The following is a 14119-nucleotide window of genomic DNA, read 5'->3' as shown; positions in this document are numbered from 1 at the left end:
GTGGGGAATTAACGCCAGACAGGTTAAGCAGGGATTAACAGCCCGGCCCCGTTGCGGGGCGGGCGGATGCAGGAGCTGGCTCGCCAGCGAAGGCATCGGTGCGGTATGGCACCTGGATTGCGGGTTGCTTCGCCGCCAAGCCGGCCCCTGCCGGCGGGAGCCGGGCGGGTTATTCCAAGGCGGCCGCCGGGCCGAAGAACTCATAGCGGCTCTGCTGCTCGGGAATGCCCAGGGCATGCAGGTGACGCTTGATGGCGGCCATGAACCCCTTGGGCCCGAGGAAGTAGGCGTCCAGGTCGCGCTGTTCCGGCAACCACTCGGCCAACTGCTCCCGGGTCAGCATGCCCAGCTTGTCCGCTGCCGGGCTGACGCCGTCATCCTCGGCGTAGCAGTAGAAGCGCTTGAGCTGTGGATAACGCTGGGCCAGCTCGTCGACCCAGTTGCGGAACGCATGCACCTGGCCGTTGCGCGCGCAGTGGATAAAGTGCACCGGGCGCTCGGTGGCCAGCGCGGCTTCCAGCATCGGCAGGGTCGGTGTGATGCCTACCCCGCCGCTGATCAGCACCAACGGCTTGTCGCTGGCGGCCAGGGTGAACTCGCCAGCGGGTGGAAACAGCATGACGCTGGCGCCTACCGGGCATTGGTCATGCAGGTAGTTGGACGCCACGCCGCCGGTTTCGCGCTTGACGCTGATGCGGTACTGGCCCTGGTTGGAAAGCGCCGAAAGCGAGTAGTTACGGCGGATTTCCTCACCGTTGATAAAGAGCTGCAAACCGATGTACTGCCCCGGCTCGGCGGCAAGGATCGGCCCCTGGTCCAGCGGCTCGAAATACAGGGAGGTGATTTCCGCGCTCTCTTCCACCTTCTGTACCAGGCGGAACTCTCGGGCACCCCGCCAACCACCGGGCGCCTGGGCCTTCTCGTCATAGATCGCCGCCTCGGCGCCAATCAGGATATCCGCCAGCTGGTTGTAGGCCGCGGCCCAGGCGTCGATCACTTCCTGGGTGGCAATCTCGCTGCCCAGTACTTCGGAAATGGCGCGCAGCAGGCAGCTACCAACGATCGGGTAATGCTCTGGAAGAATCTGCAACGCAACGTGCTTGTTGATGATCTTGGCCACCAGATCGCCCAACTGATCCAGTTGGTCGATGTGCCGGGCATACATGAGCACGCCATTGGCCAGGGCCCGGGGCTGATCGCCGCTGGCCTGGTGCGCCTGGTTGAACAGCGGACGCACTTCGGGGTACTCGGACAGCATCATCCGGTAGAAGTGGGTAATCAGGGCTTCGCCGCCGCTTTCCAGCAGGGGCACAGTGGCTTTGATAATTGCACGGTCTTGAACGCTTAGCATAAGGACAACTCCTGGACTTTATGACTGCTTGCAGGTTTCCTATGCCTAATCAGTTTTCATGCCAAAAATAAAAACCTTTAAAATCATATAGTTAAAATAAACATAGTCATAAAGACACCCTGTCTTTTATAGTCATTTAGACATCACGGAGTCATTATGACTGCAAAATCCCTGCTCACGACCCTGCTGCCACTGGTCACCGACCTGTCCCGCGAACTGCCCGAAAGCGAGCGCTATCGTCGCCTGCTGGAAGCCTTGCGCGCCCTGTTGCCCTGCGACGCCGCGGCGCTGTTGCGCCTGGAGGGCGAGTGGCTGGTGCCGCTGGCGGTCAATGGCCTGAGCACCGACACCCTGGGCCGGCGCTTCAAGGTCAGCGAGCATCCACGCTTTGCCGCCCTGCTCAGTGGCCCGGGCCCGACCCGCTTTGCCAGTGACAGCGACCTGCCCGATCCCTATGACGGGCTGGTGGAAGGCCTCGACGACCACCTTGAAGTGCATGACTGCATGGGCTGCCCGTTGTTCATCGACGAACGCCCCTGGGGCCTGCTGACCCTCGACGCCCTGGACCCGCAGCGCTTCGAACCCATTGAACTGGACGCCCTGCAAGCCTTCGCCAGCCTCGCCGCCGCCACCGTCAGCGCCGCCCAGCGCATCGAGCGCCTGGCCCAACGCGCCGAAAACGAGCATCAACGCGCCGAAGTCTACCGCCAGGCCAGCGGCCAGCACCGCGAGATGATCGGCCAGAGCAAGGCCCACAAACGCCTGCTGGAAGAGATCCACCTGGTGGGCGGCAGCGACCTGACGGTGCTGATCACCGGTGAAACCGGGGTCGGCAAGGAACTGGTGGCCCAGGCCATTCACGCCGCCTCGCCCCGGGCCGAGCAGCCGATCATCAGCCTCAATTGCGCGGCCCTACCCGAGACCCTAGTGGAGAGCGAGCTGTTCGGCCACGTACGTGGCGCCTTCACCGGGGCGACCCAGGATCGCCGCGGCAAATTCGAACTGGCCAACGGCGGCACGCTGTTTCTCGACGAAGTCGGCGAGCTGTCGCTGACCGTGCAGGCCAAGCTGTTGCGGGTATTGCAAAGCGGCCAGTTGCAACGCCTGGGTTCGGACCAGGAGCATCAGGTCGACGTGCGCCTGATCGCCGCCACCAACCGCGACCTGGCGGAAGAAGTGCGCAATGGCCGTTATCGTGCCGACTTCTACCACCGCCTCAGCGTCTACCCGCTGCGGGTGCCGGCCCTGCGTGAACGCGGCCGCGACGTGCTGCTGCTCAGCGGCTATTTCCTCGAGCAGAACCGCTCGCGCATGGGCCTGGGCAGCCTGCGCCTGAGCGCCGAGGCGCAACAGGCGCTGCTGGCCTACAACTGGCCAGGCAATGTGCGCGAACTGGAGCACTTGATTGGCCGCAGCGCCCTCAAGGCCCTGGGCAACTGTCACGAGCGTCCGAAGATCCTCAGCCTGGACGCGCACGACCTGGACCTGCCCCGGGTTACCGAAAGCGCCAGCGCTGCCGCCGAGCCCGCGGCGCCCGCCGAAACCATGCCCCCCCTGGAAGGCGACCTGCGCCAGGCCACCGAGCTCTACCAGCGCCAATTGATCAGCGCCTGCCTGGAACGCCACCAGCACAACTGGGCCGGTGCCGCCCGTGAACTAGGCTTGGACAGGGCCAACCTGAGTCGCCTGGCAAAACGCCTGGGCCTGCGCTAGGAACCGGCGACCGGTGCACGACGGGTAACCGCTTCAGCGGCTTCGCAAAGTCTGCCGCTGCGGGCTGCGGCCAACCCCGGCGCGCCGGCCCGGGCAGCGCCCCTGACGGAAAGCAGAGGCGCCGCTAAAGCCTGCCCTGAACACGTCGATAACCCGTTATCAATGGTTGTCCGTGGCCCGAGCCACGAGCCAATTTTTTCCAGAGAAGGTTTTTATGTCCTCCAACAAAGCCCGCGCAGATTCGCTTTCGCTTCTGCTGTTTACCTTGCGCAGCGGCAAGCTGATGGCAATCAACCTGCTTAAAGTCAGTGAAATCATTCCTTGCCCGCCGCTGACCAAGCTGCCGGAATCCCACCCTCATGTGAAAGGCATCGCCACCCTGCGCGGCAACTCGCTGTCGGTGATCGACCTCAGCCGGGCCATCGGCGAACGGCCGCTGGCGGACCCGGACAGCGGCTGCCTGATCGTCACCGATGTCAGCCGCTCCAAGCAGGGCCTGCATGTGCAGGCCGTGAGCAAGATCGTGCATTGCCTGACCACCGACATCCGCCCGCCGCCCTTTGGTTCCGGTGGCATCAAGTCCTACATCACCGGCGTGACCCAGGTCGATGGCACCCTGGTGCAGGTCCTGGATATCGAGAAGGTGATTCACGGTATCGCCCCGGCCCAGATCGAAATGGCCCCCACCGAGCTGAGCATGGAAGACGCCGAGGCCCTGGGCAACGCGCGGATCCTGGTGGTGGACGACAGCCAGGTGGCGCTGCAGCAATCGGTGCACACCTTGCGCAACCTCGGCCTGCAATGCCACACCGCCCGCAGCGCCAAGGAAGCCATCGACTGCCTGCTGGAACTGCAAGGTACGGCCCACGAGATCAACCTGATTGTCTCGGACATCGAGATGTCGGAAATGGACGGCTACGCCCTGACCCGTACCCTGCGCGAAACCCCGGACTTCGCCCACCTCTATGTGCTGCTGCACACCTCGCTGGACAGCGCCATGAACAGTGAAAAGGCCAGGCAAGCCGGAGCCAACGCGGTGCTCACCAAATTCTCCTCACCGGAACTGACCCGCTGCCTGATCGACGCGGCCAAGACCATTGCCAGCCAGGAGGCCGCAAGGTGAGCGAACTGCACTGCCTGCTGCTGCGTCGCGACCTCACTGCCGGGCTGAGCGCTCCACTGTGGCCGGCCGGTATCACATTGCAACACTACCAGCCGGAACTGGCCGAAGCCGTGCATCAGCTGATGCACCTGGGTTACCAGGATGGCGGCGGCCGCGTGCCGGCCCTCGACACCTGGCGCCAGGCATTTGAAACCGATGCCGAGTACGACCCCGAGCTGTGCCTGGTGGCGCTGGATGCCGAGGGCGTGGTGGGCGTCGCGCAATGCTGGACCAGCGCCTATATCAAGGACCTGGTCGTGCACCCTCGCGCCCGGGGCCAGGGCTTGGGCCGGGCCCTGTTGCAACAGGCGTTCCTGATGTTCGCCGAACGCCATGAAGCGTGCGTCGACCTGCGGGTACTGGAAGGCAATCTGCGCGCCAGAGGCCTGTACGAAAGTGCCGGCATGCAGTTGGTGCGCCGCGAGCTGGTGCCTTAGCCCACGACCGGCGCACACCAGGCGAGCTTCGGCCAATGGCGTGCAACTTGCTTGCAGGCCTGGTCTGACCGCGTCGATAAGCGTTTTTCCGACGCTACCCCTGTCGACCCAGAACGGTTCCTCGCGCCATGAACACTCATTTTTCCTGCGTAGGCTGCGGCAAGTGCTGCAATGACCACCATGTGCCCCTGACCCTCCCGGAGGCCCGGGCCTGGGCCGCTGACGGCGGCCAGGTGATAGTCCTGGTGGAGGCCTTCCTCGGCAACGGTCTGGGGCTGCCACAATTACAGCGCGAGCACGCCCTGCGCCGTTCCTGCCGGGTGTTGAGCGGCAGCGCCGAAGCCTATGTGGCAATCACCTTCGCCGCCTATAACGCCGGCCCCTGCCGGAATCTTGACGAAGACCTGCGGTGCCGCATCTACGAACGGCGGCCGCTGGTGTGCCGCATCTATCCCATGGAAATCAATCCGCATATCCCGCTCAATCCGCTGGCCAAGGACTGCCCGCCGGAATCCTGGGAACAGGGGCCGCAGTTGATTGCCGCGAACGAGCTGGTGGATGGCGAGCTGGCGGCGCTGATCCAGCGCTCGCGCCAGGCTGACCGCGACGATATTCAAGCCAAGGAAGCCATTTGCGGCCTGCTGGGGATTCGCACCGCGGCGCTCAAGGGTGACGGTTTCACCGCCTATCTACCGGACATGAGCGCCCTGGCGAAGGCCATCGATCAGGTGCAGAGCGCCGTATCGGCAGCCCCGCAGCAAGCCTGGCGCTTCCATCTGTCCGCCGAGGAGATTGCCGGGCAGGTCCTGGCCGCCGGGGCCCAGGTGGTCAGCGACACGCCCCTGGACTACGCCTTTATCCCCCTGCGCGCGGCCTGACCGGCTGGCTCTGCGACCCTAGCCGCGCTTGTGCCAGAACTCCTGGGCCAGTTGACGCAAGTCCCCCGCCAGCCCGGCCACGTCCCCTGAGTTGACATGGCTGAGCTGGCCGGCGCTGACCGTCACCTCGCAGGCATTGCGAATACCGATGATGTTGCGGTTGATGTCCTCACTGACCACGCTCTGCTCTTCCACCGCCGCGGCTATCTGCAGGCTCATCTCGGTGATCTGGTTGACCCGCTGGCTGATGCCGTCCAAGGCCACTGCCGCGCGCTGGGCCTGGTCGACGCTGCTCTCCACATGCTGGCTGCTGTGCTGCATGGCCTCCACGGCATTGCGCGCGGCATTTTGCAGGGTGCTGATCATGCGCTGGATCTCGTTGGTGGAATCCTGGGTGCGCTGGGCCAGCCCGCGCACTTCATCGGCCACCACGGCAAAGCCGCGCCCCTGCTCACCGGCCCGCGCCGCCTCGATGGCCGCATTCAGGGCCAGCAGGTTGGTCTGCTCGGCAATGCTGCGGATCACTTCCAGCACCCCGGAAATATCCGTGCTGTGGCTTTCCAGCTGATGAATCACTTCGGTGGCCCGCTCCAGCTCGCTGGCCAGGCGCAACACCGCGCTACGGCTCTCGCCCACCAGTTGATGCCCCTCGCGGGTTTCGCTTTCCGCCTGATCGGCCGCCACCGAGGCCTGCTGAGCATGGGTGGCGACCTCGGCCACGCTGGCGGCCATCTGATGAATGGCCGCCGCCACCTGATCGGTTTCCGCCTGCTGTTCCAGGGTGCTGTTATGGCTGCTGTGCAGGTGCTCCACCAACTCCGCGGCGTGCCCGGCCAGACGCTGGGAGGCATCGCCAATGCGCCCCACCACCGCACCGACCTGGGCTTCAAGCATCTGCAAGGCGAACTCGATACGCCCGAACTCGTCCGCACGCCCGGTGTAGATGCCCTGGCTCAAGGGGTTGTCGCCGATCTGCCGGGCGCGCTCGGCCAGGCGGTCCAACGGCCGCATTTGCGTACCGACCGCCACCAGGCTCAGGCACCAGCCCATGGCCATCACCGTGCCCTGAACCATCCAGGACTCGGGCAGCAGCCACACGGAAACGCCGTAGCTGCCAATGAAACCGGCGCTGATGGAGGCCCAGAGACGCAGCCGCAGGCTCATCACCGGCAACAGGCTCCACCAGGACGGGCCGGGGCCATTGAGTTGCGCGTAAGCCCGTTCCGCGGCCTCGATCTGCCGGGCGCTGGGCTTGGTGCGCACCGATTGGTATTCCACCGCCTGACCGTCCCGCGTCACCGGGGTGACGTAGGCACTGACCCAATAGTGATCGCCGTTCTTGCAACGGTTTTTCACCATGCCCATCCACGAGCGGCCGCGCTTGAGGGTGCGCCACATATGGCCGAAAGCCGCGGAAGGCATGTCCGGGTGACGCAGCAGGTTATGCGGCGAACCCAGCAACTCCTCACGGGTGTAGCCGCTGATCTTGATGAAATCAGGGTTGGCGTAGGTGATCGCGCTGGTCAGATCGGTGGTCGAAAGGATGTTCGCATCAGGGGCAAAGTCCACGTTTCGCCCAGTAACCGGAAGGTTGATCTTCATGGGAAGCGCGCTCGTATTTGTTAGGAGGAGTCGGCAGGGCTGCTGACTCTAAGCGCACTGATGCCACAAATACTGATCCAGCTCAGGTTTAAAGCAATTAGCCATCATTGCGATTAAAAAGCGCAAATCAAGGCAATGTCTGCGATTGTCGGCGATCTCAGCGTTTACCCATGGAGCGACGGGTGCCGGGAGGCGCTGCGCCGGGGGTCTTGGTGTGGCCGTTGCTGGCGCCGTTCTTGTACCAGGGCTGCTGGGCATTCTTGGCCGGGGCAAACTCGGAAGGCTTGAAGGGAAACTTGAACGCAGGGATCGCCGCCTTGGCCTCGGTTTCAAGGGGGGTCGGATCGACCGCCGGATCGGCGTTCAGGGCGTCATCCGCAGCAGGTTGTGCAGGGGAAGTCATGGAAGCTCCAGGGGAGAAAGATAATCCGCGCCAGGGGACCGGCCGCAGTGGCCGGCAGTATACCTGTGCGCCAGCCATCTTTGACCTGGGACGCACGGGCCTGGCAGGACTTTTCTGACAGCGCTGACAGCTGGCGGTCACGCTGCTGACCGGGTTGCCGGACTATAACTGTCAACAGATCATGGCCATCTTTCCGACACTATTGCCCCCGGCGCTCTCCACCTATGCCCATTGCCAAGAAAACCGTCGTGACCGCAGCACTGCTGGTGGGCCTCATCGCTGGCGCGGCCTGGTTCCTGAACAGACCGGCGACCACCAGACTGGCCGCGCCCACGGCGATTCCGGTGCGGGTGGCGCAGGTTGTGCAGCAGGACGTGGCGCGCTACGCCAGCGGCATCGGCTCGGTGCTGTCGCTGCACAGCGTGGTCATTCGCCCGCAGGTGGACGGCATCCTGACCCGGCTGCTGGTCAAGGAAGGGCAACAGGTCAAGGCGGGCGACCTGCTGGCGACCCTCGACGATCGCTCGATCCGTGCCAACCTCGACCAGGCCCGGGCCCAACTGGCGCAGAATCAGGCCCAGTTGCAGGTGGCGCAGATCAACCTCAAGCGCTACAAGCTGCTGACGGTGGATGACGGCATCTCGAAACAGACCTACGACCAGCAAGTGGCCCTGGTCAATCAGCTCAACGCCACCGCCCAGGGCAACCAGGCCGCCATCGATGCGGCCCAGGTGCAACTTTCCTATACCCAGATCCGCTCGCCCGTCACCGGCCGGGTGGGGATTCGTACCGTCGATGAAGGCAACTTCCTGCGCACGAGCGATACCCAGGGCCTGTTCTCGGTGACCCAGATCGACCCGATTGCCGTGGAGTTCTCCCTGCCCCAGCAAATGCTGCCGACCTTGCAGCAATTGATTCGCGCCCAGGATCCGGCAGCGGTCATGGCCTTCCTCGGTGCTGACAGCAACAGCACCGCCGCCCTGCTGGGCAACGGCCACCTGACCCTGATCGACAATCAGATCAACGCCAGCACCGGCACTATCCGCGCCAAGGCGGAGTTCACCAACGCCCAGCAGAAGCTCTGGCCCGGGCAACTGGTGACGGTGAAGATCCAGACCGCATTGGACCGGGGCGCGCTCACCGTACCGCCCACCGTGGTCCAGCGCGGCCTCGACCAGCACTTCGTCTACCGGGTCAAAGCTGGGCAGGTCGAAGCCGTGCCGGTGCAGGTGGTGTATCAGGACAGCGAGCTGAACATCATTTCCGGGGTTCAGGCCGGTGATGTGCTGGTCAGCGATGGGCAGTCGCGGCTCAAGCCCGGCTCCCTGGTCCAGGTGCTCAGCGATCCGCCGCAGGTGGTGCAGGCGACGGAGCCGCAACCATGAAGGGCCGCGGTTCGATTTCCGCCTGGTGCATCGACCACCCGGTCGCCACGGTCCTGCTGACCTTCGCCCTGGTGCTGCTGGGCGCCATCGCCTTCCCGCGCCTGCCGGTGGCGCCCCTGCCGGAAGCCGAGTTCCCGACCATTCAGGTTTCCGCTGCCCTGCCCGGGGCCAGCCCGGACACCATGGCTTCTTCGGTGGCCACGCCCCTTGAGGTGCAGTTCAGCGCCATCCCCGGCATGACCCAGATGACCTCCAGCAGCGCCCTGGGTTCATCCTTGCTGACCCTGCAATTCACCCTGAACAAGAGCATCGATACCGCCGCCCAGGAGGTCCAGGCGGCGATCAACACCGCGGCCGGCAAGCTGCCCAAGGACATGCCCACGCTGCCCACCTGGAAGAAGGTCAACCCGGCAGACAGCCCGGTGCTGATCCTCAGCATCAGCTCGACCCAGATGCCCGGCACCGAACTCAGCGATTACGCGGAAACCCTGCTGGCCCGGCAGATCAGCCAGATCGACGGCGTCGGCCAGATCAACATCACCGGTCAGCAGCGCCCGGCGATCCGGGTCCAGGCGTCGGCGGACAAACTGGCGGCGATCGGCCTGACCCTGGCGGACATTCGCCAGGCGATCCAGCAGACCAGCCTCAACCTGGCCAAGGGGGCACTGTATGGCCCGTCGAGCATCTCCACCCTGTCCACCAACGACCAGCTGTTCCACCCCGAGGAATACGGCCAGTTGATCGTTTCCTACAAGGACGGCGCCCCCGTGCACCTGCAGGATGTGGCGCGGGTGGTCAACGGTTCGGAAGATGCCTACGTCCAGGCCTGGTCGGGCGACCAGCCGGGGGTCAACCTGGTGATTTCGCGTCAGCCCGGGGCCAACATCGTCGACACAGTGGACCGCATCCAGGCTGCCCTGCCGGGCCTTGAGGCCATGCTGCCGGCGTCGGTGCAGGTCAAGGTGCTGGTGGATCGGACCCAGACCATCCGCGCCTCGCTGCATGAAGTGGAGGTCACCCTGCTGATTGCCGTGCTGCTGGTGGTGGCGGTGATGGCGCTGTTCCTGCGCCAGTGGTCGGCGACCCTGATTGTTTCCGCGGTGCTCGGCGTATCGCTGACCGCCAGCTTCGCGCTGATGTACCTGATGGGCTTCAGCCTGAACAACCTGACCCTGGTGGCTATCGTGATTGCCGTGGGGTTTGTGGTCGACGACGCCATCGTCGTGGTGGAGAACATCCACCGCCATCTGGAAGCCGGCGATGGCATGCGCGAGGCCGCGATCAAGGGCGCCGGAGAAATCGGCTTCACCGTGGTCTCCATCAGCTTCTCCCTGGTGGCGGCGTTCATTCCCCTGCTGTTCATGGGCGGTGTGGTGGGCCGGCTGTTCAAGGAATTCGCCCTGACCGCCACGTCCACCATCATGATTTCGGTGCTGGTGTCGCTGACCCTGGCGCCTACCCTGGCCGCACTCTTCATGCGCGCCCCGGTGCACCCGGCCCACGCCAAACCGGGCTTCGGCGAGCGCCTGCTGGCGATCTACGAACGCGGCCTGCGCCGGGCCCTGGCCCACCAGAAACTGATGCTGGGGGTTTTCGGCCTGACCCTGAGCCTGGCCATTGCCGGCTACATCCTGATTCCGAAGGGCTTCTTCCCGGTGCAGGACACCGGCTTCGTGCTCGGTACTACCGAGGCTGCGGCGGACATTTCCTACCCGGACATGGTGAAGAAGCATCAGGCCCTGGCCGAGATCGTCGCCGCCGACCCGGCGGTGCAGGCCTTCTCCCATTCGGTGGGGGTTTCCGGCAGCAACCAGACCATTGCCAACGGCCGGTTCTGGATTTCCCTCAAAGGCCGTGGCGAACGGGATGTCTCCGCCAGCGCCTTTATCGACCGCATCCGCCCGCAACTGATGCAGGTACCCGGCATCGTCCTCTATCTGCGGGCGGGCCAGGACATCAACCTCAGCTCCGGCCCCAGCCGCGCCCAGTATCAATACGTGCTGAAAAGCAACGACGGCCCGACCCTGAGTACCTGGACCCAGCGCCTGACCGAAAAACTGCGCAGCAACCCGGCATTCCGTGACATCTCCAACGACCTGCAACTGGGCGGCAGCATCACCCACATCAATATCGACAGGACCGCCGCCGCACGCTTTGGCCTCACCGCCAGTGATGTCGACGAGGCGCTGTACGATGCCTTCGGCCAGCGCCAGATCAACGAGTTCCAGACCGAGATCAACCAGTACAACGTGATCCTCGAACTCGATACCCAGCAACGAGGCAAGGCCGAAAGCCTCAACTACTTCTACCTGCGCTCGCCGCTGACCGGGGAGATGGTCCCGCTCTCGGCCCTGGCACGTTTCGATGCCCCCACCATCGGCCCGCTGTCGATTGCCCACGACGGCATGTTCCCGGCGGCCAACCTGTCGTTCAACCTGGCCCCCGGCGTGGCCCTGGGCGATGCGGTGATACGGCTCAACCAGGCCAAGAGCGAGATCGGCATGCCGGCGGCCATCAGCGGCAACTTCCAGGGCGCGGCGCAGGCCTTCCAGAGCTCCCTGGCCAGCCAGCCGTACCTGATCCTCGCCGCGCTGGTGGCCGTGTACATCATTCTCGGGGTGCTGTACGAAAGTTTCGTGCACCCACTGACGATCATTTCCACCCTGCCCTCTGCGGGCCTGGGCGCCTTGCTGATGCTCTGGCTGTGTGGCCAGGACTTTTCCATCATGGCGCTGATCGGCCTGGTGCTGCTGATCGGCATCGTCAAGAAGAACGGCATCCTGATGATCGACTTCGCCCTGGAAGCCCAGCGCAACGGCGGCCTGCCTCCCGAGGAGGCGATCTACCAGGCCTGTATCACCCGGTTCCGCCCGATCATCATGACCACCCTCGCCGCCCTGCTCGGTGCATTGCCGCTGATGCTCGGCTACGGCGCCGGCGCCGAACTGCGCCAGCCCCTGGGCATCGCCGTGGTCGGCGGTTTGCTGGTCAGCCAGGCACTGACGCTGTTCACCACGCCGGTCATATACTTGTGGCTTGAGCGGCTGTTCCACCGGCCCCGGCCGGCGCTGTTGCCGGCCACCCATACCTGAGGCGGGTCATGCGCGTTCTGATTATCGAAGACGAAGAAAAAACAGCCGACTACCTGCACCGCGGGTTGACCGAACAAGGCTACAACGTGGACCTGGCCCGAGACGGCGTCGAAGGCCTGCACCTGGCCCTGGAAGGCGATTACGCGGTGATCGTGCTGGATGTGATGCTGCCCGGCCTGGATGGTTTTGGCGTATTGCGCGCCCTGCGCGCGCGCAAGCAGACCCCGGTGATCATGCTCACCGCCCGTGAACGCGTGGAAGACCGCATCAAGGGCCTGCGCGATGGCGCCGACGACTACCTGGGCAAACCCTTTTCCTTTCTCGAACTGGTGGCCCGCCTGCAGGCCCTGACCCGTCGTAGCGGCGGGCATGAGCCGGTGCAGATCAGCATCGCCGACCTGTGGATCGACCTGATCAGCCGCAAGGCCAGCCGTGCCGGCAGCCGCCTGGACCTGACCGCCAAGGAGTTTTCCCTGCTCAGCGTGCTGGCCCGGCGCCAGGGCGAAATCCTCTCCAAGACCGCCATCGCGGAAATGGTCTGGGACATCAATTTCGACAGCGACGCGAATGTCGTCGAAGTGGCGATCAAGCGCCTGCGGGCCAAGCTCGACGGGCCCTTCGAACAGAAACTGCTGCACACCATCCGTGGCATGGGTTATGTGCTGGAGAACCGCGGTGCCGAGTAACTCCATCGCCCTGCGCCTGAGCGGGCTGTTCACCCTGGTGGCGTTGCTGATTTTCCTGCTGATTGGCGGGGCGCTCTACCAACAGGTCGACAAAGGCCTGGGGCTGCTGCCGGAAGCCGAACTGGACGCGCGCTACAGCGTCCTCGAATCAGCCCTGACCCGGTACGGCAACCCCGAGCACTGGGCCAAGATCAACGCCAAGCTCAAGCTGCTCAGCGAAGAGGACAAGCGCATCCGCTTCTGGGCGATCAGCGCCGATCCGCACTATGAATACGGTGCGCCCAACGCGCAGATCCGCGAGTTCGCCCAGGGCCCACTGGGCATGCGCGACCTGAACCTGAGCGACCACCCTTATCCGCTGAAAGTCCTGGTCAGCCAGTTGCCGGCCAAGGAACAACGCCCGGCCCTGCGCTTTCTGATCGCCATCGACACCGATACCTTCCACCAGACCCAGCATCAGTTGCTGATGGCCCTGATCGGCCTGGCCATCGTCGGTGTGCTGCTGGCCTCGGCCCTGGGGTACTGGGTGGCGCGGATCGGCCTCAAGCCGCTGATCAAACTCTCGCAGGAAGCCCAGCGCCTGGCACCGCCACGGCTGTCCGGGCGCCTGCAACTGTCGCCGCTGCCGCCTGAACTGAAGCAGTTCGTCAACGCCTTCAACTCCACCCTGGAGCGCGTCGAGCACGCCTATTCGCGCCTGGAGTCGTTCAATGCCGACGTCGCCCACGAACTGCGCTCGCCGCTGACCAACCTGATCGGCCAGACCCAGGTGGCCCTGACCCGGGGCCGCTCGGCGGAGCACTACTTCGAGGTGCTGCAATCGAACCTTGAAGAGCTGGAGCGGCTGCGCTCGATCATCAACGACATGCTGTTCCTGGCCAGCGCCGACCAGGGCAGCAAGGCCACCCAACTCACCACCAGCTCCCTGGCCGCAGAAGTGGCGACCACCCTGGACTACCTGGATTTCATCCTTGAAGACGCCCAGGTCAGGGTCGAGGTCCAGGGCGATGCCCAAGTACGGATCGAAGTGGCCCACCTGCGCCGGGCCCTGATCAACCTGCTGAGCAATGCCGTGCAGTACACCACGGCGGGAGGAGTGATCCAGGTGCGCATTGAAGTGCAAGAGCAGCAGGTGGCGATCGCCGTCAGCAACCCCGGACAAGACATCGCCAGCGAGCACCTGCCGCGCCTGTTCGAGCGCTTCTACCGGGTTGACGCCTCGCGCAGCAACAGTGGCGCCAATCACGGCCTGGGGCTGGCCATCGTCAAGGCCATTGCACTGATGCACGGCGGCGACGTGTTCGTGCGCAGCGACCATGGCATCAACACCTTTGGCCTCTACCTGCCCCTCTGATTCCGCAAGAGCCGGCAAGTCAGCTCCAACTGTTGTTTTTTTTGCAATAGTCCTTA

At 64.6% G+C, this 14119-nt stretch carries 11 protein-coding genes and 1 pseudogene; 8 read left to right on the top strand and 4 right to left on the bottom strand.

The window, feature by feature from the left end:
• Positions 1-169: 169 nt before the first annotated feature.
• A complete protein-coding gene (gene hmpA / locus LXM55_RS26850; RefSeq protein WP_233323164.1) occupies positions 170-1351 on the bottom strand; it encodes an NO-inducible flavohemoprotein in 1182 nt (393 codons plus the stop codon).
• A 156-nt stretch (positions 1352-1507) separates the two neighbouring features.
• Between hmpA and norR the strand changes: the two genes are divergently transcribed.
• The 4 genes from norR (at position 1508) to LXM55_RS26830 (ending at position 5541) form a co-directional block, all read left to right on the top strand.
• Positions 1508-3064, top strand: coding sequence for a nitric oxide reductase transcriptional regulator NorR (gene norR / locus LXM55_RS26845; protein WP_233323163.1), 1557 nt, complete (start codon positions 1508-1510; stop codon positions 3062-3064).
• 214 nt (positions 3065-3278) lie between these two features.
• Entirely contained in the window at positions 3279-4187 is a 909-nt protein-coding gene (locus LXM55_RS26840) for a chemotaxis protein CheV (RefSeq protein ID WP_233323162.1), read from the top strand.
• Positions 4184-4663 (top strand): GNAT family N-acetyltransferase, encoded by a 480-nt coding sequence (locus LXM55_RS26835; protein WP_233323161.1) that lies wholly within the window; start codon positions 4184-4186, stop codon positions 4661-4663. Before LXM55_RS26840 ends, LXM55_RS26835 begins: the two co-directional genes overlap by 4 nt.
• Positions 4664-4791: 128 nt before the next feature.
• On the top strand, positions 4792-5541 hold the full coding sequence (locus LXM55_RS26830; RefSeq protein ID WP_233323160.1) for a YkgJ family cysteine cluster protein: 750 nt from the start codon (positions 4792-4794) through the stop codon (positions 5539-5541).
• Between the two features lie 18 nt (positions 5542-5559).
• Here LXM55_RS26830 and LXM55_RS26825 read toward each other — a convergent pair whose 3' ends face one another.
• From LXM55_RS26825 to LXM55_RS26820, 3 genes and pseudogenes are all read right to left on the bottom strand, one after another.
• Complete coding sequence (locus tag LXM55_RS26825; RefSeq protein WP_442799791.1) at positions 5560-6615, bottom strand: methyl-accepting chemotaxis protein; 1056 nt, start codon at positions 6613-6615, stop codon at positions 5560-5562.
• 246 nt (positions 6616-6861) lie between these two features.
• A pseudogene (locus tag LXM55_RS32820) lies at positions 6862-7143 on the bottom strand (PAS domain-containing protein); the annotation flags it as partial.
• A 157-nt stretch (positions 7144-7300) separates the two neighbouring features.
• On the bottom strand, positions 7301-7546 hold the full coding sequence (locus tag LXM55_RS26820; RefSeq protein ID WP_233323158.1) for a hypothetical protein: 246 nt from the start codon (positions 7544-7546) through the stop codon (positions 7301-7303).
• Positions 7547-7770: 224 nt separating this feature from the next.
• Between LXM55_RS26820 and LXM55_RS26815 the strand changes: the two genes are divergently transcribed.
• Genes LXM55_RS26815 through LXM55_RS26800 form a run of 4 tightly spaced genes read left to right on the top strand, consistent with a single transcriptional unit; the run spans position 7771 to position 14063 of the window.
• Positions 7771-8931: an efflux RND transporter periplasmic adaptor subunit gene (locus tag LXM55_RS26815; RefSeq protein ID WP_233323157.1), complete on the top strand. Its 1161-nt coding sequence runs from the start codon at positions 7771-7773 to the stop codon at positions 8929-8931.
• Complete coding sequence (locus tag LXM55_RS26810) at positions 8928-12023, top strand: multidrug efflux RND transporter permease subunit (RefSeq protein WP_233323156.1); 3096 nt, start codon at positions 8928-8930, stop codon at positions 12021-12023. The genes LXM55_RS26815 and LXM55_RS26810 overlap by 4 nt, the downstream gene beginning before the upstream one ends.
• Before the next feature lie 8 nt (positions 12024-12031).
• Positions 12032-12709, top strand: coding sequence for a heavy metal response regulator transcription factor (locus LXM55_RS26805; protein ID WP_233323155.1), 678 nt, complete (start codon positions 12032-12034; stop codon positions 12707-12709).
• Positions 12699-14063, top strand: a complete 1365-nt coding sequence (locus tag LXM55_RS26800) for a heavy metal sensor histidine kinase (protein WP_233323154.1) — start codon at positions 12699-12701, stop codon at positions 14061-14063. Before LXM55_RS26805 ends, LXM55_RS26800 begins: the two co-directional genes overlap by 11 nt.
• Positions 14064-14119 lie beyond the last annotated feature (56 nt).

The sequence above is a fragment of the Pseudomonas sp. Au-Pse12 genome (genome assembly GCF_021341665.1).
In the GTDB taxonomy this organism is placed as follows: domain Bacteria; phylum Pseudomonadota; class Gammaproteobacteria; order Pseudomonadales; family Pseudomonadaceae; genus Aquipseudomonas.
Note: the sequence above shows the minus strand (reverse complement) of the source record. Positions and strands in the feature narration are given on the sequence as shown.

Excerpts from the sequence above, each read along its gene's own strand:
- hmpA (WP_233323164.1), bottom strand. The coding sequence starts at position 1,351 with ATGCTAAGCGTTCAAGACCGTGCAATTATCAAAGCCACTGTGCCCCTG.
- norR (WP_233323163.1), top strand. The coding sequence starts at position 1,508 with ATGACTGCAAAATCCCTGCTCACGACCCTGCTGCCACTGGTCACCGAC.
- LXM55_RS26840 (WP_233323162.1), top strand. The coding sequence starts at position 3,279 with ATGTCCTCCAACAAAGCCCGCGCAGATTCGCTTTCGCTTCTGCTGTTT.
- LXM55_RS26830 (WP_233323160.1), top strand. The coding sequence starts at position 4,792 with ATGAACACTCATTTTTCCTGCGTAGGCTGCGGCAAGTGCTGCAATGAC.
- LXM55_RS26825 (WP_442799791.1), bottom strand. The coding sequence starts at position 6,615 with ATGGTTCAGGGCACGGTGATGGCCATGGGCTGGTGCCTGAGCCTGGTG.
- LXM55_RS26820 (WP_233323158.1), bottom strand. The coding sequence starts at position 7,546 with ATGACTTCCCCTGCACAACCTGCTGCGGATGACGCCCTGAACGCCGAT.
- LXM55_RS26815 (WP_233323157.1), top strand. The coding sequence starts at position 7,771 with ATGCCCATTGCCAAGAAAACCGTCGTGACCGCAGCACTGCTGGTGGGC.
- LXM55_RS26810 (WP_233323156.1), top strand. The coding sequence starts at position 8,928 with ATGAAGGGCCGCGGTTCGATTTCCGCCTGGTGCATCGACCACCCGGTC.
- LXM55_RS26805 (WP_233323155.1), top strand. The coding sequence starts at position 12,032 with ATGCGCGTTCTGATTATCGAAGACGAAGAAAAAACAGCCGACTACCTG.